We start from the raw sequence: 22,300 nt of genomic DNA, 5'->3' as shown, positions 1-22,300 counted from the left end.
TTACTTGCGACGACGGACGATCATTTTGTCGGTACGCTTATTACCACGAGTCTTCGCGCCCTTAGTCGGGAAGCCCCATGGCGATACCGGATGACGACCACCAGAGGTACGACCTTCACCACCACCGTGTGGGTGGTCAACCGGGTTCATGGCAACACCACGAACGGTTGGGCGAACGCCACGCCAGCGTTTGGCACCAGCTTTACCCAACGAACGCAGGCTGTGCTCGGAGTTCGAGACTTCACCCAGGGTCGCACGGCATTCAGCCAGCACTTTACGCATCTCACCAGAACGCAGACGCAGGGTCACGTAGACACCTTCACGAGCGATCAGCTGAGCCGAAGCACCAGCGGAACGAGCGATTTGCGCGCCTTTACCTGGCTTCAATTCGATGCCGTGTACGGTGCTACCAACTGGAATGTTACGCAGTTGCAGAGCGTTGCCCGGCTTGATCGGCGCCAGGGCACCTGCGATCAGCTGGTCGCCAGCACTCACGCCTTTAGGGGCGATGATGTAGCGACGCTCGCCATCTGCGTACAGCAGCAGAGCGATGTGAGCAGTACGGTTTGGATCGTATTCGATACGCTCGACAGTGGCAGCGATGCCATCTTTGTCGTTGCGACGGAAGTCGACCAGACGATAATGCTGCTTATGGCCACCACCGATGTGACGAGTGGTAATACGACCATTGTTGTTACGACCACCAGTCTTCGATTTCTTCTCGAGCAGCGGTGCGTGAGGAGCGCCTTTATGCAGCTCCTGGTTGACCACCTTGACCACAAAACGGCGGCCAGGGGAAGTCGGTTTGCATTTAACGATTGCCATGATGCACCCCTTCCTTACTCAGCACTGCTGCTGAAATCGAGATCTTGGCCTGGCTGAAGGGAGATAACTGCCTTCTTCCAGTCATTACGCTTGCCCAGACCGCGAGCAGTGCGCTTGCTCTTACCCAGAACATTCAGGGTAGTAACACGCTCTACTTTCACGCTGAACAGGCTTTCGACGGCCTTCTTGATTTCCAGCTTGGTTGCGTCAGTTGCAACCTTGAAAACGAACTGGCCTTTCTTGTCAGCCAGAACCGTAGCCTTTTCGGAAACGTGCGGGCCAAGCAGAACTTTAAATACGCGTTCCTGGTTCATCCCAGCAGCTCCTCGAATTTCTTCACGGCCGACACGGTGATCAACACCTTGTCGTATGCGATCAGACTAACTGGATCGGAACCTTGCACGTCACGTACATCAACGTGTGGCAGGTTGCGAGCAGCCAGGTACAGGTTCTGATCAACAGCTTCAGACACGATCAAAACGTCGGTCAGGCTCATGTTGTTCAGTTTGCCCAGCAGATCTTTGGTTTTTGGACTTTCAACAGCGAAGTCTTGAACCACGACCAGGCGATCAGTACGCACGAGTTCAGCAAGGATGGAGCGCAGTGCTGCGCGATACATCTTCTTGTTGAGCTTCTGAGAGTGATCCTGAGGACGAGCTGCGAAAGTGGTACCGCCGCCGCGCCAGATTGGGCTACGGATAGTACCGGCACGAGCACGGCCAGTACCTTTCTGACGCCAAGGGCGCTTACCGCCACCACGAACGTCGGAACGGGTCTTTTGCTGCTTGCTACCTTGACGGCCGCCGGCCATGTAGGCCACGACTGCTTGGTGAACCAGCGTCTCGTTGAATTCGCCGCCAAATGTCAGTTCGGAAACTTCAATCGCTTGAGCGTCATTTACATTTAATTGCATGTCAGCTTCCCCTTAACCGCGAGCCTTGGCCGCTGGACGTACAACCAGGTTGCCGCCAGTAGCGCCAGGAACAGCACCCTTGACCAACAACAGATTGCGTTCAGCGTCGACGCGCACTACTTCGAGGGACTGCACGGTCACGCGCTCAGCGCCCATATGACCGGACATTTTCTTGCCCTTGAATACACGACCAGGAGTCTGGCACTGGCCAATAGAGCCCGGGACGCGGTGGGAAACGGAGTTACCGTGAGTGTTGTCTTGACCACGGAAATTCCAACGCTTGATCGTACCCTGGAAGCCTTTACCCTTGGACTGACCGGTTACATCAACCAGTTGACCAGCGGCGAAGATTTCAGCGTTGATCAGATCGCCAGCCTTGTAGTCGCCGTCTTCAAGACGGAACTCCATGACGGTGCGACCAGCTGCAACGTTTGCTTTAGCGAAGTGACCTGCTTGAGCAGCAGTCACGCGCGAAGCACGACGCTCGCCGACAGTGACTTGCACTGCACGATAGCCATCGGTTTCTTCAGTTTTGAACTGGGTGACGCGATTCGGTTCGATCTCAATGACCGTGACCGGAATGGAGACACCTTCTTCGGTGAAAATACGGGTCATACCGCATTTACGACCGACTACACCAATAGTCATGTTGTAAACCTCATGAGTGTACGGGGCTTTCACCCGCTATGGCCGCCCATTTCAGAGCGTTACACGACTAAGACCCAAGTCTTAGCCGAGGCTGATCTGTACTTCCACACCGGCCGCCAGATCGAGCTTCATAAGTGCATCAACGGTTTTATCCGTTGGCTGGACGATGTCCAGTACGCGCTTATGAGTACGGATCTCGTACTGGTCACGCGCGTCTTTGTTGACGTGCGGGGAGACCAGAACGGTAAACCGCTCTTTACGGGTAGGCAGTGGAATTGGACCACGCACTTGAGCACCAGTACGTTTCGCGGTTTCCACGATTTCCTGGGTGGATTGGTCGATCAGGCGATGGTCAAAAGCCTTCAACCTGATACGGATTTGCTGATTTTGCATTGGATTTCAGACTCCGGCTGCTATTCCCAGCGAGCGCAATACGCCCGTTAAAAGGAGGCGCAATTCTATAGACGGCCCTGATAGGTGTCAACCCAATAAAAAAGGCCCCCGCTGAGCGGGGGCCTTTTCAAAACATCGAGCCATCTCAGAAGAGATAATTACTCGATGATTTTAGCTACAACGCCAGCACCAACGGTACGGCCGCCTTCACGGATTGCGAAACGCAGACCGTCTTCCATAGCGATGGTTTTGATCAGGGTGACAACCATTTTGATGTTGTCGCCTGGCATTACCATTTCTACGCCTTCCGGCAGTTCGCAGTTACCAGTTACGTCGGTAGTACGGAAGTAGAACTGTGGACGGTAGCCTTTGAAGAACGGAGTGTGACGGCCGCCTTCTTCTTTGCTCAGCACGTACACTTCAGCTTCGAACTTGGTGTGCGGCTTAACCGAACCCGGCTTAACCAGAACCTGACCACGCTCAACGTCGTCACGCTTGGTACCACGCAGCAGAACGCCGCAGTTCTCGCCAGCACGACCTTCGTCGAGCAGTTTACGGAACATTTCAACACCGGTGCAGGTGGTGACGGTGGTGTCACGCAGACCAACGATTTCCAGTGGGTCTTGAACCTTGACGATACCGCGCTCGATACGACCAGTTACAACAGTACCGCGACCGGAGATCGAGAATACGTCTTCGATTGGCATCAGGAACGGCTTGTCGATAACACGGACTGGATCTGGGATGTAGCTGTCCAGAGTCTCAACCAGCTTACGAACGGACGTGGTGCCCATTTCGTTATCGTCTTTGCCTTCCAGAGCCATACGAGCAGAACCGATGATGATCGGAGTGTCGTCACCTGGGAAGTCGTAAGTGCTCAGCAGATCGCGCACTTCCATCTCAACCAGTTCCAGCAGCTCAGCGTCGTCTACCAGGTCAGCCTTGTTCAGGTAAACCACGATGTACGGAACGCCAACCTGGCGGGACAGCAGGATGTGCTCACGGGTTTGTGGCATCGGACCATCAGCGGCCGAACAAACCAGGATTGCGCCGTCCATCTGGGCAGCACCGGTGATCATGTTCTTCACATAGTCAGCGTGACCTGGGCAGTCAACGTGAGCGTAGTGACGGATCAGCGAGTTGTATTCAACGTGCGCGGTGTTGATGGTGATACCACGAGCTTTTTCTTCTGGTGCGCTGTCGATTTTATCGAAATCAACGATTGCAGAACCGAATACTTCGGAGCAAACGCGAGTCAGAGCAGCAGTCAGAGTGGTTTTACCGTGGTCAACGTGACCGATGGTGCCAACGTTGACGTGCGGTAGGGAACGATCAAATTTTTCTTTAGCCACGACAATTAACTCCTTGCCTAAAGGACTGAATCAGCCTTGTTTTTTGGATACAGTTTCAGCGATGTGCGCCGGAGCTGTGTTGTATTTTTTGAATTCCATAGAGTAGCTTGCGCGACCCTGGGACATGGAGCGAACGTCGGTCGCATAACCGAACATCTCACCCAACGGAACCTCAGCGCGAATCACTTTGCCGGAAACCGTGTCTTCCATACCCAAGATCATGCCGCGACGACGGTTAAGGTCGCCCATGACATCACCCATATAGTCTTCAGGTGTAACAACTTCTACCGCCATGATTGGCTCAAGCAACTCACCACCGCCCTTCTGGGCCAGTTGCTTGGTTGCCATGGAGGCAGCCACCTTAAACGCCATCTCGTTGGAGTCGACGTCGTGGTAAGAACCGTCAAAAACGGTTGCTTTCAGGCCGATCAGCGGATAGCCGGCAACAACACCGTTCTTCATCTGCTCTTCGATACCCTTCTGGATAGCAGGGATGTATTCCTTAGGAACAACACCACCTACTACTTCGTTCACGAATTGCAGACCTTCCTGACCTTCGTCAGCAGGCGCAAAACGGATCCAGCAGTGACCGAACTGACCACGACCGCCGGACTGACGAACGAACTTGCCTTCGATTTCACAGTTCTTCGTGATGCGCTCACGATAGGAAACCTGAGGCTTACCGATGTTGGCTTCGACGTTGAACTCACGGCGCATCCGGTCAACCAGGATGTCCAGGTGAAGCTCGCCCATGCCCGAGATGATCGTTTGACCAGTCTCTTCATCAGTCTTGACGCGGAAAGATGGATCTTCCTGAGCAAGCTTGCCCAGAGCGATACCCATTTTTTCCTGGTCATCCTTGGTCTTAGGCTCTACGGCAACCGAAATAACCGGCTCCGGGAAGTCCATGCGAACCAGGATGATTGGCTTGTCAGCGTTGCACAAGGTTTCACCAGTGGTGACGTCCTTCATGCCGATCAAGGCCGCGATGTCTCCAGCGCGCACTTCCTTGATCTCTTCGCGGGCGTTTGCGTGCATTTGCACCATACGACCCACGCGCTCTTTCTTGCCTTTAACCGAGTTGATCACGCCGTCGCCGGAGTTCAACACGCCCGAGTAAACGCGGACGAAGGTCAAGGTACCCACGAATGGGTCAGTGGCAATTTTAAATGCCAGAGCGGAGAACGGTTCTGCATCGTCTGCATGACGCTCCAGCTCGATGGTCTCGTCATCCGGGTCAGTACCCTTGATGGCAGGAATATCGATTGGTGCAGGCAGGTAGTCGATCACAGCATCGAGAACCAGAGGAACACCCTTGTTCTTGAACGAGGAGCCGCAAACAGCCAGGACGATTTCACCAGCGATAGTACGCTGACGCAGAGCGGCCTTGATTTCCACGTTGGTGAGCTCTTCACCTTCGAGGTACTTGTTCATCAGCTCTTCATTGGCTTCGGCAGCAGCCTCAACCATGTTGTTGCGCCATTCGTCAGCCAGCTCCTGCAGCTCGGCAGGGATAGGCTTGCGAACAGGGACCATACCCTTGTCGGCATCGTTCCAGTAGACAGCTTCCATGGTCAGCAGATCAATCTGCCCCTGGAAGTTATCTTCGGAACCGATCGCCAACTGGATTGGCACCGGAGTGTGACCCAAGCGCTGCTTGATCTGACCGATCACGCGCAGGAAGTTCGCACCGGCACGGTCCATCTTGTTTACGTAAACAAGGCGTGGAACGCCGTATTTGTTGGCTTGACGCCATACGGTTTCCGACTGCGGCTCAACACCCGAGGTACCGCAGAACACAACGACAGCGCCGTCGAGTACGCGCAGGGAACGCTCAACTTCAATAGTGAAGTCTACGTGGCCCGGGGTATCGATTACGTTGAAGCGGTGCTCATCCTTGTACTGCTTCTCGGAACCTTTCCAGAAGGCGGTAATAGCAGCAGAAGTAATGGTAATACCACGCTCCTGCTCCTGAACCATCCAGTCTGTGGTCGCGGCGCCATCATGCACCTCGCCCATCTTGTGACTTTTGCCGGTGTAAAACAGTACGCGCTCAGTGGTGGTGGTTTTACCAGCATCCACGTGAGCAACGATACCGATGTTACGGTAGCGGCTAATCGGAGTAGTACGAGCCATAAAGCCCTCGCAAAATTAGTGAAGCTAAAATTAGAAGCGGTAGTGCGAGAAAGCTTTGTTAGCTTCAGCCATACGGTGCACGTCTTCACGCTTCTTAACAGCAGCACCTTTACCTTCAGCAGCGTCCAACAATTCGCCGGCCAAACGCAGAGCCATAGACTTCTCGCCGCGCTTACGGGCGAAGTCTACCAACCAGCGCATTGCCAGAGCGTTACGACGGGACGGGCGAACTTCAACCGGAACCTGGTAAGTAGCACCGCCTACACGGCGCGACTTCACTTCGACCAGCGGAGCGATGGCGTCGAGAGCTTTCTCGAAGATTTCCAGGGGGTCGCTGTTCTTGCGTTCTTTAACCTTTTCCAGCGCGCCATAAACGATACGCTCGGCAACGGCTTTCTTGCCGCTTTCCATCACGTGGTTCATGAACTTGGCCAGGATTTGGCTTCCGTATTTTGGATCGTCAAGCACTTCGCGCTTGGCTGCTACGCGTCTTCTTGGCATGGATAAGCCCTCAAACGGTCTTCAGGTTCGCTCGGAATCGGTGCCCTTTCGGGACGCCTCCGACCTTACTCTTATCGACTCAGAAAATAAGATGATTCAGGTTTACAAAAAGCCGCTACTACTTAGGCTTTTTAGTACCGTACTTCGAACGACCCTGGTTACGACCTTTAACGCCGGAAGTATCCAAGGAGCCGCGTACGGTGTGGTAACGAACACCTGGCAAGTCTTTTACACGACCGCCGCGGATCAGTACCACGCTGTGCTCTTGCAGGTTGTGGCCTTCACCACCGATATACGAGGAAACCTCGAAACCGTTGGTCAGACGCACACGGCATACTTTACGCAGTGCCGAGTTAGGTTTTTTCGGCGTGGTGGTATACACACGGGTGCATACGCCACGACGTTGCGGGCAGTTCTGCAGCGCAGGCACGTCGGATTTCTCGACGATACGCTTACGCGGCTGACGTACCAGCTGGTTGATAGTTGCCATCTACTAGCTCCACTGTTGTCTTGCGACGCTATTGTCTTGCAAGAAAAGCAAAATGGCAGGAACGAATTCCCGCCAAATTTAGGGGTACAAGAGTCTAAAGAGGATCTTGTCCCCAGTCAAGGCAAGGCCCCGACCTCCCCCCTCGTCGAACCGGGGCAGAAATGCCTCGATCCGACGAATGGGACTGCCAGGGCCCAGACTTATCTACTGCAGAACTCAGTTACCGCTTGAGTTCAGTGCTTCGGTCAGTGCAGCTTCCACTTCACTGGCGCTTACGCGCAACGGCTTGTCAGCATCACGGCGACGCTTGCGCTCGCTGTGGTAAGCCAAACCGGTACCGGCTGGGATCAGACGACCCACAACCACGTTTTCTTTCAGGCCGCGCAGGTAATCGCGCTTGCCGGTTACCGCTGCTTCGGTCAGCACACGAGTGGTCTCCTGGAAGGAGGCCGCCGAGATGAACGACTCAGTGGACAACGACGCCTTGGTGATACCCAGCAGCACGCGAGTGAACTTGGAAACGAATTTCTCTTCGTTCGCCAGGCGCTCGTTTTCTACCAGTACGTGAGTCAGCTCCATCTGGTCGCCCTTGATGAAACTGGAATCGCCGGATTCAGCGATTTCAACTTTACGCAGCATCTGACGCAGGATGGTCTCGATGTGCTTGTCGTTGATCTTCACGCCCTGCAGACGGTAAACGTCCTGGATCTCGTTGACGATGTACTTGGCCAGCGCACTCACACCCAGCAGACGCAGGATGTCATGTGGATCGCTCGGGCCGTCGGAGATAACTTCGCCGCGGTTTACCTGTTCGCCTTCGAAGACGTTCAGGTGACGCCACTTCGGAATCAGCTCTTCATACGGATCGCTACCGTCGTTCGGAGTAATGACCAGACGGCGCTTGCCCTTGGTCTCTTTACCGAACGCGATGGTGCCGCTGACTTCAGCCAGAATCGACGCTTCTTTCGGACGACGAGCTTCGAACAAGTCGGCAACACGCGGCAGACCACCGGTGATGTCACGAGTCTTCGAAGTTTCTTGCGGGATACGCGCGATAACATCACCGATCGCGATCTTCGCACCATCCGCTACACCGACCAGGGCGTTGGCTGGCAGGAAGTACTGAGCGATTACGTCAGTGCCTGGCAGCAACAGGTCCTTGCCGTTGTCGTCGACCATCTTCACGGCAGGACGGATGTCTTTGCCGGCAGCTGGACGATCTTTGGCGTCGAGTACTTCAATGTTGGTCATACCGGTCAATTCGTCAGTCTGACGCTTGATCGTGATGCCTTCTTCCATGCCCACGTAGGTCACGGTACCTTTCATTTCGGTAACGATTGGGTGAGTGTGCGGATCCCACTTGGCCACGATTGCGCCAGCGTCGACCTTGTCACCTTCTTTAACCGAAATCACAGCACCGTACGGCAGCTTGTAACGCTCGCGCTCACGACCGTAGTCATCAGCGATTGCCAGCTCACCGGAACGGGACACAGCAACCAGGTGGCCATCCACTCGCTCAACGTGCTTGAGGTTGTGCAGACGGACGGTACCGCCATTCTTAACCTGAACACTGTCGGCTGCGGAGGTCCGGCTTGCCGCACCACCGATGTGGAACGTACGCATGGTCAGCTGGGTACCCGGCTCACCGATGGATTGGGCAGCGATAACGCCGACCGCTTCACCGATGTTCACCTGGTGACCACGAGCCAAGTCACGGCCGTAGCACTTGGCGCAGATGCCATAACGGGTTTCGCAGCTGATCGGCGAGCGAACGATCACTTCGTCGATACTGTTGAGCTCGATGAACTCGACCCACTTCTCGTCTACCAGAGTGCCGGCAGGAACGATAACTTCCTCGGTGCCTGGCTTGAAGACGTCACGGGCAATCACACGACCCAATACGCGTTCACCCAGCGGCTCTACAACGTCACCGCCTTCAATGTGCGGAGTCATCAGCAGGCCGTGTTCGGTGCCGCAATCGATCTCGGTTACAACCAGATCTTGTGCAACGTCTACCAAACGACGTGTCAGGTAACCGGAGTTAGCGGTTTTCAACGCGGTATCCGCAAGACCCTTACGAGCACCGTGAGTGGAGATGAAGTACTGGAGTACGCTCAAACCTTCACGGAAGTTCGCGGTAATCGGCGTTTCGATGATGGAACCGTCCGGCTTGGCCATCAGGCCACGCATACCGGCGAGCTGACGGATCTGCGCAGCAGAACCCCGTGCGCCCGAGTCGGCCATCATGTACATCGAGTTGAAGGACTCTTGGTCAACTTCGTCACCGTGACGGTCGATGACTTTCTCTTTCGAGAGGTTGGCCATCATCGCCTTGGAAACTTCGTCGTTCGCCTTGGACCAAAGGTCGATCACCTTGTTGTACTTCTCGCCCTGGGTTACCAGGCCGGAGGCGTACTGGCTCTCGATCTCTTTCACTTCGTCAGTAGCAGCACTGATGATGCGGGCTTTTTCATCCGGGATAACGAAGTCGTTAACACCGATGGAAACGCCGGAGATAGTCGAGTAAGCGAAACCGGTGTACATCAACTGGTCAGCGAAGATAACGGTCTCTTTCAAACCAACCACGCGGTAGCACTGGTTGATCAGCTTGGAGATCGCCTTTTTCTTCATCGGCAGGTTGACGACATCGTACGACAGACCTTTTGGCACAACCTGGTACAACAGCGCACGGCCGACAGTGGTGTCGACGATACGGGTGTTGCTCACGCTGCCGCCGTCACGGTCGTTGACCGTTTCGTTGATCCGCACTTTGACCTTGGCATGCAGTGCGGCTTCGCCGGCACGGAATACACGGTCAACTTCTTGCAGGTCAGCGAACACACGACCTTCGCCCTTGGCGTTGATCGCTTCACGGGTCATGTAGTACAGACCCAATACAACGTCCTGCGACGGAACGATGATTGGCTCACCGTTGGCTGGCGACAGGATGTTGTTGGTCGACATCATCAACGCACGCGCTTCCAACTGGGCTTCCAGCGTCAGCGGTACGTGCACGGCCATTTGGTCGCCGTCGAAGTCGGCGTTGTACGCAGCACAGACCAGAGGGTGCAGCTGGATAGCCTTACCTTCGATCAGTACCGGTTCAAACGCCTGGATACCCAGACGGTGAAGGGTCGGTGCACGGTTAAGGAGAACCGGGTGTTCGCGAATCACTTCAGCGAGAACGTCCCAAACCTCTGGCAGTTCGCGCTCGACCATTTTCTTGGCCGCTTTGATGGTGGTCGCGAGACCGCGCATTTCCAGCTTGCCGAAGATGAACGGCTTGAACAGCTCGAGTGCCATTTTCTTAGGCAGGCCGCACTGGTGCAGACGCAGGGTCGGGCCTACGGTAATTACCGAACGACCGGAGTAGTCAACACGCTTACCGAGCAAGTTCTGACGGAAACGACCTTGCTTACCCTTGATCATGTCAGCCAGGGATTTCAGGGGACGCTTGTTGGAACCGGTGATAGCGCGGCCACGACGACCGTTGTCGAGCAAGGCATCGACAGCTTCCTGCAACATACGCTTTTCGTTGCGCACGATGATGTCCGGAGCGGACAGATCAAGCAGGCGCTTCAAGCGGTTGTTACGGTTGATCACACGGCGGTACAGGTCGTTGAGGTCGGACGTCGCGAAACGACCACCGTCCAACGGTACCAGCGGACGCAGGTCTGGCGGCAGAACCGGCAGAACGGTCAGCACCATCCACTCTGGCAAGTTGCCGGAACCCTGGAAGGCCTCCATCAACTTCAGACGCTTGGACAGTTTCTTGATCTTGGTTTCGGAGTTGGTTTGCGGAATTTCTTCGCGCAGGCGGCCAATCTCGTGCTCCAGGTCGATGGCGTGCAGCAGTTCGCGAACAGCTTCAGCACCCATGCGGGCATCGAAATCGTCACCGAATTCTTCCAGCGCTTCGAAGTACTGCTCATCGTTCAGCAACTGACCCTTTTCAAGGGTGGTCATGCCTGGATCGATAACGACATAGCTCTCGAAGTAGAGAACGCGTTCGATATCACGCAGGGTCATGTCCATCAGCAAGCCGATACGGGACGGCAGTGATTTCAGGAACCAGATGTGGGCAACTGGCGAAGCCAGTTCGATGTGCGCCATGCGCTCACGACGAACCTTGGCCAGTGCAACTTCAACGCCGCACTTCTCGCAGATCACACCACGGTGCTTCAAGCGCTTGTACTTACCGCACAGGCACTCGTAATCCTTGACCGGGCCAAAGATCTTGGCGCAGAACAGGCCGTCACGTTCAGGTTTGAACGTACGGTAGTTGATGGTTTCCGGCTTTTTAACTTCACCGAACGACCACGAACGGATCATCTCAGGCGATGCCAACCCAATACGGATGGCGTCGAACTCTTCGACTTGACCCTGGTTTTTCAGCAAATTCAGTAGGTCTTTCAAGGCCTTTCCTCCTGGCGGAGCAGAGAGCGGGCCAAACGGCTCCGCTCTCGATTCGCGTCACGTGTTATTCGGTTTCCAGATCGATATCGATGCCGAGGGAACGAATTTCTTTGATCAACACGTTGAAGGACTCGGGCATGCCCGGCTCCATACGGTGATCGCCGTCCACGATGTTTTTGTACATCTTGGTACGACCGTTCACATCGTCCGACTTCACTGTGAGCATTTCTTGCAGAGTGTATGCAGCACCGTATGCTTCCAGTGCCCAAACCTCCATCTCCCCGAAACGCTGACCACCGAACTGAGCCTTACCACCCAGCGGCTGCTGGGTAACCAGGCTGTACGAACCAGTAGAACGAGCGTGCATCTTGTCGTCTACCAAGTGGTTCAGCTTCAGCATGTACATGTAGCCAACAGTAACCGGACGCTCGAACTTGTTGCCGGTACGGCCGTCGAACAGCTGCATCTGGCCGCTTTCTGGCAAGTCTGCCAGCTTGAGCATGGCCTTGATTTCGCTTTCCTTGGCACCGTCGAACACCGGGGTAGCCATTGGAACGCCGCCGCGCAGGTTCTTCGCCAGATCCAGGATTTCCTGGTCGGAGAAGGTATCCAGCTCTTCATTGCGACCGCCGATCTCGTTGTAGATCTCGTGCAGGAACTTACGCAGGTCTGCGACCTTGCGCTGCTCTTCGATCATGCGGTTGATCTTTTCGCCCAGACCTTTGGCCGCGAGGCCCAGGTGGGTTTCAAGGATCTGACCAACGTTCATACGCGAAGGTACGCCCAACGGGTTGAGGACGACGTCGACCGGGGTGCCATTGGCATCGTGCGGCATGTCTTCAACCGGCATGATCACGGAGACCACACCTTTGTTACCGTGACGACCGGCCATCTTGTCGCCCGGCTGGATGCGGCGACGGATTGCCAGGTAAACCTTGACGATTTTCAGCACACCTGGAGCCAGGTCATCGCCCTGCTGCAGTTTGCGCTTCTTGTCCTCGAACTTGTCGTCCAGCAGACGGCGACGATCAACGATATAGGCCTGAGCCTTCTCGAGCTGCTCGTTCAGAGCATCTTCAGCCATGCGCAGTTTGAACCACTGGCCGTGCTCAAGACCGTCGAGGATTTCGTCGGTGATGTCCTGACCCTTCTTCAGACCTGCACCGCCTTCAGCCTTGTGGCCTACCAGAGCGGAACGCAGACGTTCGAAGGTCGCGCCTTCAACGATACGGAACTCTTCGTTCAGGTCCTTGCGGATTTCGTCGAGCTGGGTCTTCTCGATGGACAGTGCACGAGCATCACGCTCAACGCCGTCGCGAGTGAAGACCTGTACGTCGATGACAGTACCCTTGGTACCGGTAGGTACACGCAGGGAGGTGTCTTTAACGTCGCTGGCTTTTTCACCGAAAATGGCACGCAGCAGTTTTTCTTCCGGCGTCAGCTGGGTCTCGCCTTTCGGAGTGACTTTACCGACCAGGATGTCGCCTGCGCCAACTTCAGCACCTACATAAACGATACCGGCTTCGTCCAGCTTGTTCAGTGCAGCTTCACCCACGTTAGGGATGTCCGCAGTGATTTCCTCTGGCCCAAGCTTGGTGTCACGTGCCACACAGGTCAGTTCCTGAATGTGGATCGTGGTGAAACGGTCTTCCTGAACAACGCGCTCCGACAGACAGATGGAGTCTTCGAAGTTGTAACCGTTCCAGGCCATGAACGCGATGCGCATGTTCTGACCCAGTGCCAGCTCACCCATGTCGGTGGACGGGCCATCGGCCATGATGTCGCTACGCTGAACGCGATCACCCTTACGCACCAGCGGACGCTGGTTAATGCAGGTGTTCTGGTTAGAGCGGGTGTACTTGGTCAGGTTGTAGATGTCGACACCAGCTTCACCGGTTTCAACTTCGTCATCGGCAACACGAACCACGATACGGCTGGCATCAACAGAGTCGATCACGCCACCACGACGAGCCACGACGCAAACGCCGGAGTCACGGGCTACGTTACGCTCCATGCCGGTACCTACCAGCGGCTTGTCGGCACGCAGGGTCGGTACAGCTTGACGCTGCATGTTGGAACCCATCAACGCACGGTTGGCGTCATCGTGTTCCAGGAACGGGATCAGCGACGCTGCAACCGATACTACCTGCTTCGGCGAAACGTCCATCAAGGTGACGTCTTCCGGCGCCTTGACCGTGAACTCGTTCAAGTGACGAACAGCTACCAGCTCGTCGATCAGGACTTTCTTGTCGTTCATCGTGGCCGAAGCCTGAGCGATCACGTGATCAGCTTCTTCGATGGCGGACAGGAAGACGATCTCGTCGGTGACCAGACCCTCTTTCACCACACGATACGGGCTCTCAAGGAAGCCGTACTGGTTGGTGCGCGCATAAGCGGCCAAGGAGTTGATCAGACCGATGTTCGGACCTTCCGGCGTTTCGATCGGGCAAACACGACCGTAGTGCGTCGGGTGTACGTCACGGACTTCGAAGCCTGCGCGCTCACGGGTCAGACCGCCCGGGCCCAGTGCAGAGACACGGCGCTTGTGGGTGATCTCGGAGAGCGGGTTGTTCTGGTCCATGAACTGCGAGAGCTGGCTGGAACCGAAGAACTCTTTCACCGCCGCAGCCACTGGCTTGGCGTTGATCAGGTCTTGCGGCATCAGGCCTTCGCTTTCAGCCATCGACAGACGCTCTTTGACCGCACGCTCAACACGTACCAGGCCAACGCGGAACTGGTTTTCAGCCATTTCGCCTACGCAGCGAACACGACGGTTACCCAGGTGGTCGATGTCATCGACGATGCCTTTGCCGTTACGGATGTCGACCAGGGTCTTCAAGACCGCAACGATGTCTTCCTTGCACAGCACACCCGAACCTTCGATCTCGGTACGACCGATACGACGGTTGAACTTCATCCGGCCGACCGCAGACAGGTCATAGCGCTCAGGGCTGAAGAACAGGTTATTGAACAGGGTTTCGGCAGCGTCTTTGGTTGGTGGCTCGCCAGGACGCATCATGCGATAGATCTCGACCAGCGCTTCCAATTGGTTGCTGGTGGAATCGATCTTCAGTGTGTCGGAGATGAACGGACCGCAGTCGATGTCGTTGGTGTATAGGGTCTCGATGCGAACAACCTGGGCCTTGGCGATTTTAGCCAGGATCTCGGTGTTCAGCTCGGTGTTGCACTCGGCCAGGATTTCGCCTGTGGCCGGGTGAACGATGACCTTGGCGGTAGTACGGCCCAGGACATAGTCCAGAGGTACTTCCAGCTCCTTGATACCGGCTTTTTCGATCTGATTGATGTGGCGCGCAGTGATACGACGGCCAGCCTCAACGATGACCTTGCCTTTTTCATCCTGGATGTCCAGGACGGCAATTTCACCACGCAGACGCGAAGCGATCAGCTCCAGCTTGAGGGTTTCATCCTTCAGGCTGAATACGTTGGTGGTGTAGAAAGCGTCCAGCACTTGCTCGGTGGTATAGCCGAGCGCGCGCAGCAGTACCGAGGCCGGCAGCTTGCGACGACGGTCGATACGCACGAACACGCAGTCTTTCGGATCGAACTCGAAGTCCAACCACGAACCGCGGTACGGAATGATCCGCGCGGAGTACAGGAGTTTGCCGGAGCTGTGCGTCTTGCCGCGGTCGTGGTCGAAGAACACGCCCGGGGAACGGTGCAGCTGGGAAACGATTACACGCTCGGTACCGTTGATAACGAAGGTACCGTTCTCAGTCATCAATGGGATTTCGCCCATGTAGACTTCTTGCTCTTTGATGTCCTTGATCGCTTTGTTCGACGATTCTTTGTCGAAAATGATCAGGCGGACTTTTACCCGCAAAGGTACGGCGTACGTAACGCCACGCAACACGCATTCTTTGACATCAAATGCCGGTTCGCCCAGGCGATAACCGACGTACTCCAGCGCAGCATTGCCGGAGTAGCTGATGATCGGGAAAACGGATTTGAAGGCCGCATGCAGGCCCACGTCGCGGAACTGATCTTTGGTCGCTCCCGCCTGCAAGAATTCACGATACGAATCCAGCTGGATAGCCAGAAGGTACGGGACATCCATGACGTCCGGCAACTTGCTAAAGTCCTTGCGGATACGTTTTTTCTCAGTATATGAGTAAGCCATCAGCGTTCCCCAGCTTGGTCACCTGCTTGTTTGGCCCTCCCGACGGGAGCAGCCAGAAAATCTTGCAAACCCCATGGTTTGCACCACCGCATCGGGTGGCTACAGCGCGTTAATGGCGGCGACCGAGTCGACAGCCAAGAACGGAAAAAGGCCGGTGGCAAGAGCCACCAGCCATCAGCCTTCAGCTTAACGCTTGGGCTGGAGACGCAAGGTCGATGCTTACTTCAGCTCGACTTTAGCGCCTGCTTCTTCCAGAGTAGCTTTGGCTTTGTCAGCAGCGTCTTTCGACACAGCTTCCAGAACCTGGGCAGGAGCGCCGTCAACTACAGCCTTGGCTTCTTTCAAGCCCAGACCGGTCAGTTCACGTACTGCCTTGATCACGTTTACTTTCTTCTCGCCAGCTTCCAGCAGCATGACGTTGAATTCGGTTTGCTCTTCAGCAGCAACAGCAGCAACAGCTGGGCCAGCGGAAGCAGCGGCAGCGGAAACGCCGAATTTTTCTTCGAAAGCTTTGATCAGCTCAACAACCTGCAGAACCGACATTTCAGCTACGGCGTTGAGGATATCGTCTTGGGAGATAGACATTGCTGTATTTCCTGAATTGGGGGACGGCCTACGCGGCCATCGAAATAAACAAAAATACGCGAGAGAATTTGCTCAGCCTTAGGCTGCGGCAGCTTCTTTTTGCTCGCGAACTGCAGCCAGAGTACGAGCCAGCTTGCTGGTAGCGCCTTGAATCACGCTCATCAGCTGCGAAATGGCTTCGTCGCGGGTCGGCAGTGTTGCCAGTACGTCGATTTGGTTAGCTGCGAGGAACTTGCCCTCGAACGCAGCTGCCTTGATCTCGAACTTATCCTGACTCTTGGCGAACTCTTTGAACAAACGGGCAGCAGCGCCCGGATGATCCTTGGAGAATGCGATCAGAGTCGGGCCGGTGAACACGTCGTTGAGAACACTGTATTCAGTGTCAGCAACGGCGCGCTTGAGCAGGGTGTTACGTACAACACGTACGTATACGCCAGCTTCACGAGCCTCTTTACGGAGTCCGGTCATAGCGCCTACTGTCACACCACGGGCATCAGCCACGACAGCGGACAGAGCAGCTTTGGCAGCCTCGTTGACTTCAGCGACGATGGCCTTCTTGTCTTCGAGATTAATTGCCACGGGTTTAACTCCTGCTTGTTACCGTTTCATCTGGCCGAAGCCGGATGTCGTTTTGGTGTCTGATTCGGTAAGGAACCGGGAGCACCATCTGCGTAGGCTTGTTGGTTTAAGACTCGCGTCGCCTACGGTCTTGGATAGCCCCCGCCAGGCAGGGACCCCAATCTTTCAATTGGCGCAATCGCTTGCGCCAATTTGTGTCTTATACGTCCAGCGAGCCTTGGTCGATGACCAGACCTGGGCCCATAGTGGTGCTCAGGGTAACGCGCTTGACGTAGATACCTTTCGAGGAAGCCGGCTTGATACGCTTCAGATCAGCGATCAGGGCTTCAACGTTTTCCTTCAGCTTGACGGCATCGAAGCCGACTTTGCCAACGGAGGTATGAATGATGCCGTTTTTGTCGGTGCGATAACGAACCTGACCAGCCTTGGCGTTTTTAACCGCGGTAGCTACGTCTGGCGTTACGGTGCCGACTTTAGGGTTAGGCATCAGACCACGTGGACCGAGGATCTGACCCAACTGGCCTACAACGCGCATTGCATCCGGGGAGGCAATAACTACGTCGTAGTTCAGGTCGCCACCTTTCATTTCGGCAGCCAGGTCGTCCATGCCAACGCGATCAGCACCAGCGGCCAGAGCAGCTTCAGCTGCCGGGCCCTGGGTGAAGACGGCAACACGTACAGTCTTGCCAGTACCGTGTGGCAGCACAGTAGCGCTACGAACGACCTGGTCAGATTTACGTGGGTCAACACCCAGGTTTACAGCAACGTCAACAGACTCGCTGAACTTGACAGTCGACAGCTCGGTCAGCAGGGCAGCAGCGTCTACAAAGTTGTAGGACTTGCCTGCTTCGATTTTGCCGGCGATAGCCTTTTGGCGCTTGGTCAGCTTAGCCATTACACACCCTCCACGTTAAGGCCCATGCTACGAGCAGAACCGGCGATGGTACGCACGGCTGCATCCATATCAGCTGCAGTCAGATCCGCGTTTTTGGTTTTCGCGATCTCTTCCAGCTGAGCACGAGTTACGGTGCCAACCTTAACGGTGTTAGGACGAGCGGAACCGCTAGTCAGACCAGCAGCCTTCTTCAGCAGAACCGAAGCCGGGGTCGACTTGGTTTCGAAAGTAAAGCTACGGTCGCTGTATACAGTGATGATCACTGGAGTCGGCAGACCTGGCTCAAGACCCTGAGTACGGGCGTTGAAGGCCTTGCAGAATTCCATGATGTTCACGCCGTGCTGACCCAGAGCTGGGCCGACAGGTGGACTTGGGTTGGCCTGAGCGGCCTTCACTTGCAGCTTGATGTAAGCGGTAATCTTCTTGGCCATGAGGCACTCCAATTACGGGTTCAAACGCCTCGAAAGGCTCCCCGGTTACTTGCGCGTTTATCCCAGTGACGACAAAACCCCACAGCCTAAGGCTGCGGGGTTGGGATGCTTGCTCAGCTAGACCTTCTCGACCTGGCTGAACTCCAACTCTACCGGAGTAGAGCGACCGAAAATGAGCACTGCCACTTGGATCCGGCTCTTTTCGTAGTTAACTTCTTCGACGGTGCCATTGAAATCAGCAAACGGACCATCAGTCACACGAACAACCTCACCCGGCTCGAACAACGTCTTCGGCTTGGGCTTGTCACTACCATCAGCAACACGACGCAGAATTGCTTCCGCCTCTTTGTCAGTGATAGGAGCAGGCTTATCAGCGGTACCGCCAATGAAACCCATGACACGAGGAGTGTCCTTGACCAAGTGCCAAGTACCTTCATTCATGTCCATCTGAACCAGCACGTAGCCAGGGAAGAACTTGCGTTCGCTTTTGCGCTTCTGGCCATTGCGCATCTCAACCACTTCTTCAGTGGGGACCAGAATCTCGCCAAAGCCATCTTCCATGCCTGCAAGCTTTACGCGCTCCAGCAAAGAGCGCATAACATGCTTCTCGTAACCCGAGTAAGCATGCACAACGTACCAACGCTTAGCCACGGGACACCCTTAGCCAACAATCAAGGAAACAAGCCAGCCGAGCAGGGAATCAAGCCCCCACAACAGCAACGCCATAACCAGAACAACAGCCACGACAATCAATGTGGTCTGCGTGGTTTCTTGGCGAGTCGGCCAAACGACTTTACGTATTTCGGTGCGAGCTTCCTTTACCAGGACCGCGAAAGACTTGCCTTTGGCAGTCTGCAGGCCTACAAAGGCAGCTACAGCAGCAAGGGCCAGCAAAGCGAGCACACGGTACAGGATCGGCGAAGCAGAATAGTACTGATTGCCAACAACGCCTACGACCACCAAGGCGACTACAGCGAGCCACTTGACCAGATCGAAACGAGAGCTTTGAGCTTCAGCCTTAGGAGTCATCTATGAAGATCCTGTGAAAAGAAAGCCAGACACACCACGTGAATCTGGCAGGTCAGGAGGGAATCGAACCCCCAACCTACGGTTTTGGAGACCGTCGCTCTGCCAATTGAGCTACTGACCTAAAACAAAATCAGGCCGACCATTATGCAGGCCTGAAAAAGACTTTACAACAACCAACCCCAACAGACTTGAAATCATCCGACAATCAACGCCAGACACAACACGAAACAAGCCGAGGCAGCTGTTAAAACAAAGGCAGATATTTTCATATCTGCCTTGTTATATGGAGCTCTTGAGCGGATTTGAACCGCTGACCTCACCCTTACCAAGGGTGTGCTCTACCAACTGAGCTACAAGAGCAAAACACCGTGCACAACCTGCAAACTTGGAGCGGGTAGCGGGAATCGAACCCGCATCATCAGCTTGGAAGGCTGAGGTTCTACCACTAAACTATACCCGCGGAGCTTGCAGCTCACGCTAAAATGGTGGAGGGGGAAGGATTCGAACCTTCGAAGTCGTAGACGTCAGATTTACAGTCTGATCCCTTTGGCCGCTCGGGAACCCCTCCTAAGCGAGCCGGCATTTTACATCACGCCGACCTTCTGTCAAGCATTTTCTCATTAAAAATATGAGGTTAGCTGCGTTGACCTTCGCTTCACCATGTAGACCTTAAAGGTCTTCACTGCGAAGCGGGCGCCATTCTATGCAAACTATTCGAGAGTTGCAATGCCTTCGCACTGCATTATTTTATGTTTTAACTCATTGAATTCCTTAGTAAGGTTTTCAAACGGCAGATCATCAGCCAGGCGTCGGCTTTCAGGCGCGACACGCAACCAGTAACCCGAGGTATCTGGCGCACTCAACAATTGAACCTTGACCTTTATATCCAGGCTTGTCAGCCGCTGCTCGACAGATAGGGCTTGGCGCCGATCAGAGAACCCACCGATGTATAGACAGTTATTTTGCCCATCAGACGGCTTTATTCGATCACGCCGAGCTACGCCATCTGCAGATTCACTCAAGAGCCGAATGTCTTGCTGCGTCCCACGATAAAGACTCAAAGGCGTGACATCCTTGGCGCGCAATGGAGCCTCTTGCTGATGCCAGACGTAATAGAAAGCATTGAGGACAAGTAAAAGCAAAAACAGCCAGCGCATAATCACCTCAGGACAAAGGACACGCCATCGCCAGACCAACAAACACAAGGTCCGGGATCAGTCGAGCGCGAGGCGCAGCATCAGAAACCAACTCAGCATCCCCTCCAGTCAGGAAGACGGTGAAATCGTCACCCCAGTAGGTCCGAGCCAGCTCGAGCTGTGTCAGCACAAACCCTCTAAGCATGAGCGTACAGCCGCGCTCGACGGCTTCTACGGTAGTCCGCCCAGGAGAGAGTCGCTCCAGGGCCCTCTCCGCCGCCGCGTCGCCGTAACGTATCTTACGCGTATGGGTTCGCAGTTGATTGCGCATGAGGGGCATACCTGGGCAAATGAACCCTCCCAAGTGCTCACCATTCGAACCGATGAAATCTGCGGTCGCCGCCGTGCCGAAATCGAGCACCAGGCATGCGCCTGAAGCCAATTTGAATGCCCCGAGCATCGCCAACCAGCGATCAAGCCCAAGACGCTCGAAATCTTCGTAGCCGTTACGCACCCCAGCCATTTCCCGCGCAGGGGCAGCACATGAAACGCTAACGCCAAATGCATCCACCAACGCAGCTACCAGCTGGTCGGTTTCCTCAAGCGCACGGACACTCACCAATCGGCAACGCGTAAGCAGAAGATCGGGAAGAGCCACCAGGCTATCAATTAATGACACATCCGAACCGGCGATGCCTTCCGCGCAAGCGTTTGCCTCACTCGACTCAAGCACACGCCACTTAATGAAGCTGTTTCCACAGTCGAGCTCAAGAATCATCACGCAACCTCAGGCTTAGCTCACCACCGCTATATATTTTCTCAACTCCATCGACATTCAAACGCAACGCGCCCTGACGATCCACACCCAGCACCACCCCTTCAATCCGGTTTACGCCAGCAATGAGACATACACTCCTGCCCTGCCACAGGTGATGCTTCTCCCACTCTTCTTGCAAACCGGCAAAACCAGTAGCCTTATGTCGGTCTAGATAGGCCTGCAGTTGCCCTCCAAGGCGCGCCGCAAGGCGGTTGCGATCAACAGGGGTTCCGGTCTCAAGCTGCATCGAGGTCCACTGCTGATCGACCTCAACTGCCTTCTGCATATTCACGTTGATACCGATGCCCAGCACAACGTGACATATATCTCCAGGATCTCCGACTAACTCGAGCAAGATGCCAGAAATTTTCTTATTTCCAACCAGGACATCGTTTGGCCACTTCAAGGCCACGCCCTGGACGCCCAACTCGTGCAGGGTTTGCATGACCGCTAAACCCACCACAAGGCTTAGCCCCTCCAACTGCCGCAGACCGCCTTCAATGCGCAGCACGAGACTGTAGTAAAGATTTTGCGCATACGGACTGACCCATTTTCGGCCACGCCTTCCCCTTCCAGCCGTTTGTTGCTCCGCCAATACAACAAAGGGTGGCACGCAGCCTGACTCCACAAGACGCAAAGCCTCGGCATTAGTGGAATCAACGGAATCGTAAATGTGAACCGGCCAGGCTGAAGAAGCTGCCTCCAGAGAAATCTCCTCAGCATTCAAAAACACCAGCGGCGCAGCTAATTGATATCCACGACCACGGACCTTATGAATGGGCAGATTCATCTCGGCCTCAAGATGCTGGAGCTGCTTCCACACAGCACTTCGACTAACCCCCAGGGCAGCGCCAAGCGCCTCCCCAGAATGGAATCGACCGTCTTTCAGAAGTTTCAACAACATCAGCATGCAGGTATCGCCTCACAATGAGGCACGCATAATAGCCATGCGTAGGGTCATTGCATAGAAAGGCCGCTCGTTAGCATTCAAGACATAAGCGACATTTTTTGATTTC

At 55.0% G+C, this 22,300-nt stretch carries 20 protein-coding genes and 4 tRNA genes; all 24 read right to left on the bottom strand.

What is annotated here, in order from left to right:
• The gene (gene rplB / locus KVH01_RS28045) at nt 1-825 is read right to left on the bottom strand and encodes a 50S ribosomal protein L2 (RefSeq protein ID WP_003210080.1); all 825 of its coding nucleotides are present in this window, start codon (nt 823-825) and stop codon (nt 1-3) included.
• 14 nt (nt 826-839) lie between these two features.
• Nucleotides 840-1,139, bottom strand: a complete 300-nt coding sequence (gene rplW, locus KVH01_RS28040) for a 50S ribosomal protein L23 (RefSeq protein WP_002555488.1) — start codon at nt 1,137-1,139, stop codon at nt 840-842.
• Entirely contained in the window at nt 1,136-1,738 is a 603-nt protein-coding gene (gene rplD, locus KVH01_RS28035) for a 50S ribosomal protein L4 (protein WP_003176424.1), read from the bottom strand. The genes rplW and rplD overlap by 4 nt, the downstream gene beginning before the upstream one ends.
• Before the next feature lie 12 nt (nt 1,739-1,750).
• A complete protein-coding gene (rplC, locus tag KVH01_RS28030; RefSeq protein ID WP_003176425.1) occupies nt 1,751-2,386 on the bottom strand; it encodes a 50S ribosomal protein L3 in 636 nt (211 codons plus the stop codon).
• Nucleotides 2,387-2,467: 81 nt separating this feature from the next.
• Nucleotides 2,468-2,779: a 30S ribosomal protein S10 gene (rpsJ, locus tag KVH01_RS28025; protein WP_003186070.1), complete on the bottom strand. Its 312-nt coding sequence runs from the start codon at nt 2,777-2,779 to the stop codon at nt 2,468-2,470.
• A gap of 158 nt (nt 2,780-2,937) precedes the next feature.
• The gene (gene tuf, locus KVH01_RS28020) at nt 2,938-4,131 is read right to left on the bottom strand and encodes an elongation factor Tu (RefSeq protein ID WP_003176426.1); all 1,194 of its coding nucleotides are present in this window, start codon (nt 4,129-4,131) and stop codon (nt 2,938-2,940) included.
• Between the two features lie 30 nt (nt 4,132-4,161).
• The gene (fusA, locus tag KVH01_RS28015) at nt 4,162-6,267 is read right to left on the bottom strand and encodes an elongation factor G (protein ID WP_043050068.1); all 2,106 of its coding nucleotides are present in this window, start codon (nt 6,265-6,267) and stop codon (nt 4,162-4,164) included.
• Between the two features lie 30 nt (nt 6,268-6,297).
• Complete coding sequence (gene rpsG, locus KVH01_RS28010) at nt 6,298-6,768, bottom strand: 30S ribosomal protein S7 (protein ID WP_002555493.1); 471 nt, start codon at nt 6,766-6,768, stop codon at nt 6,298-6,300.
• Between the two features lie 118 nt (nt 6,769-6,886).
• Nucleotides 6,887-7,258, bottom strand: a complete 372-nt coding sequence (rpsL, locus tag KVH01_RS28005) for a 30S ribosomal protein S12 (RefSeq protein WP_002555494.1) — start codon at nt 7,256-7,258, stop codon at nt 6,887-6,889.
• A 216-nt stretch (nt 7,259-7,474) separates the two neighbouring features.
• The gene (rpoC, locus tag KVH01_RS28000; protein WP_005791982.1) at nt 7,475-11,674 is read right to left on the bottom strand and encodes a DNA-directed RNA polymerase subunit beta'; all 4,200 of its coding nucleotides are present in this window, start codon (nt 11,672-11,674) and stop codon (nt 7,475-7,477) included.
• A gap of 64 nt (nt 11,675-11,738) precedes the next feature.
• The gene (gene rpoB, locus KVH01_RS27995) at nt 11,739-15,812 is read right to left on the bottom strand and encodes a DNA-directed RNA polymerase subunit beta (protein WP_046069767.1); all 4,074 of its coding nucleotides are present in this window, start codon (nt 15,810-15,812) and stop codon (nt 11,739-11,741) included.
• A 219-nt stretch (nt 15,813-16,031) separates the two neighbouring features.
• Nucleotides 16,032-16,397, bottom strand: a complete 366-nt coding sequence (gene rplL, locus KVH01_RS27990; protein ID WP_003176432.1) for a 50S ribosomal protein L7/L12 — start codon at nt 16,395-16,397, stop codon at nt 16,032-16,034.
• Nucleotides 16,398-16,475: 78 nt separating this feature from the next.
• A complete protein-coding gene (rplJ, locus tag KVH01_RS27985; protein ID WP_003232405.1) occupies nt 16,476-16,976 on the bottom strand; it encodes a 50S ribosomal protein L10 in 501 nt (166 codons plus the stop codon).
• A gap of 199 nt (nt 16,977-17,175) precedes the next feature.
• Nucleotides 17,176-17,871 (bottom strand): 50S ribosomal protein L1, encoded by a 696-nt coding sequence (gene rplA / locus KVH01_RS27980; RefSeq protein WP_003176434.1) that lies wholly within the window; start codon nt 17,869-17,871, stop codon nt 17,176-17,178.
• Complete coding sequence (gene rplK, locus KVH01_RS27975; RefSeq protein WP_003176435.1) at nt 17,871-18,302, bottom strand: 50S ribosomal protein L11; 432 nt, start codon at nt 18,300-18,302, stop codon at nt 17,871-17,873. Before rplK ends, rplA begins: the two co-directional genes overlap by 1 nt.
• A gap of 117 nt (nt 18,303-18,419) precedes the next feature.
• On the bottom strand, nt 18,420-18,953 hold the full coding sequence (gene nusG, locus KVH01_RS27970; RefSeq protein WP_003176436.1) for a transcription termination/antitermination protein NusG: 534 nt from the start codon (nt 18,951-18,953) through the stop codon (nt 18,420-18,422).
• A 9-nt stretch (nt 18,954-18,962) separates the two neighbouring features.
• The gene (secE, locus tag KVH01_RS27965) at nt 18,963-19,331 is read right to left on the bottom strand and encodes a preprotein translocase subunit SecE (protein WP_003194658.1); all 369 of its coding nucleotides are present in this window, start codon (nt 19,329-19,331) and stop codon (nt 18,963-18,965) included.
• 45 nt (nt 19,332-19,376) lie between these two features.
• Nucleotides 19,377-19,452 (bottom strand) — tRNA-Trp (locus tag KVH01_RS27960).
• Nucleotides 19,453-19,615: 163 nt separating this feature from the next.
• A tRNA-Thr gene (locus tag KVH01_RS27955) sits at nt 19,616-19,691 on the bottom strand.
• 26 nt (nt 19,692-19,717) lie between these two features.
• Nucleotides 19,718-19,791, bottom strand: a tRNA-Gly gene (locus KVH01_RS27950).
• A 23-nt stretch (nt 19,792-19,814) separates the two neighbouring features.
• Nucleotides 19,815-19,899, bottom strand: a tRNA-Tyr gene (locus KVH01_RS27945).
• A gap of 142 nt (nt 19,900-20,041) precedes the next feature.
• Complete coding sequence (locus tag KVH01_RS27940) at nt 20,042-20,488, bottom strand: hypothetical protein (protein WP_217883666.1); 447 nt, start codon at nt 20,486-20,488, stop codon at nt 20,042-20,044.
• A gap of 7 nt (nt 20,489-20,495) precedes the next feature.
• Nucleotides 20,496-21,245 (bottom strand): pantothenate kinase, encoded by a 750-nt coding sequence (locus KVH01_RS27935; protein WP_217883665.1) that lies wholly within the window; start codon nt 21,243-21,245, stop codon nt 20,496-20,498.
• Nucleotides 21,235-22,194 carry a bifunctional biotin--[acetyl-CoA-carboxylase] ligase/biotin operon repressor BirA gene (gene birA / locus KVH01_RS27930; protein ID WP_217883664.1) on the bottom strand — a complete coding sequence of 320 codons (960 nt, stop codon included), beginning with the start codon at nt 22,192-22,194 and terminating at the stop codon, nt 21,235-21,237. Before birA ends, KVH01_RS27935 begins: the two co-directional genes overlap by 11 nt.
• Nucleotides 22,195-22,300: the final 106 nt, after the last annotated feature.

This window comes from Pseudomonas khavaziana (assembly GCF_019145205.1).
Lineage (GTDB): Bacteria > Pseudomonadota > Gammaproteobacteria > Pseudomonadales > Pseudomonadaceae > Aquipseudomonas > Aquipseudomonas khavaziana.
Note: the sequence above shows the minus strand (reverse complement) of the source record. Positions and strands in the feature narration are given on the sequence as shown.

What these genes read in the sequence shown, in the direction of transcription:
- rplB (WP_003210080.1), bottom strand. Translation starts at nt 825, where the DNA reads ATGGCAATCGTTAAATGCAAACCGACTTCCCCTGGCCGCCGTTTTGTG.
- rplW (WP_002555488.1), bottom strand. Translation starts at nt 1,139, where the DNA reads ATGAACCAGGAACGCGTATTTAAAGTTCTGCTTGGCCCGCACGTTTCC.
- rplD (WP_003176424.1), bottom strand. Translation starts at nt 1,738, where the DNA reads ATGCAATTAAATGTAAATGACGCTCAAGCGATTGAAGTTTCCGAACTG.
- rplC (WP_003176425.1), bottom strand. Translation starts at nt 2,386, where the DNA reads ATGACTATTGGTGTAGTCGGTCGTAAATGCGGTATGACCCGTATTTTC.
- rpsJ (WP_003186070.1), bottom strand. Translation starts at nt 2,779, where the DNA reads ATGCAAAATCAGCAAATCCGTATCAGGTTGAAGGCTTTTGACCATCGC.
- fusA (WP_043050068.1), bottom strand. Translation starts at nt 6,267, where the DNA reads ATGGCTCGTACTACTCCGATTAGCCGCTACCGTAACATCGGTATCGTT.
- rpsG (WP_002555493.1), bottom strand. Translation starts at nt 6,768, where the DNA reads ATGCCAAGAAGACGCGTAGCAGCCAAGCGCGAAGTGCTTGACGATCCA.
- rpsL (WP_002555494.1), bottom strand. Translation starts at nt 7,258, where the DNA reads ATGGCAACTATCAACCAGCTGGTACGTCAGCCGCGTAAGCGTATCGTC.
- rpoB (WP_046069767.1), bottom strand. Translation starts at nt 15,812, where the DNA reads ATGGCTTACTCATATACTGAGAAAAAACGTATCCGCAAGGACTTTAGC.
- rplL (WP_003176432.1), bottom strand. Translation starts at nt 16,397, where the DNA reads ATGTCTATCTCCCAAGACGATATCCTCAACGCCGTAGCTGAAATGTCG.
- rplA (WP_003176434.1), bottom strand. Translation starts at nt 17,871, where the DNA reads ATGGCTAAGCTGACCAAGCGCCAAAAGGCTATCGCCGGCAAAATCGAA.
- rplK (WP_003176435.1), bottom strand. Translation starts at nt 18,302, where the DNA reads ATGGCCAAGAAGATTACCGCTTACATCAAGCTGCAAGTGAAGGCCGCT.
- secE (WP_003194658.1), bottom strand. Translation starts at nt 19,331, where the DNA reads ATGACTCCTAAGGCTGAAGCTCAAAGCTCTCGTTTCGATCTGGTCAAG.
- KVH01_RS27940 (WP_217883666.1), bottom strand. Translation starts at nt 20,488, where the DNA reads ATGCGCTGGCTGTTTTTGCTTTTACTTGTCCTCAATGCTTTCTATTAC.
- KVH01_RS27935 (WP_217883665.1), bottom strand. Translation starts at nt 21,245, where the DNA reads ATGATTCTTGAGCTCGACTGTGGAAACAGCTTCATTAAGTGGCGTGTG.
- birA (WP_217883664.1), bottom strand. Translation starts at nt 22,194, where the DNA reads ATGCTGATGTTGTTGAAACTTCTGAAAGACGGTCGATTCCATTCTGGG.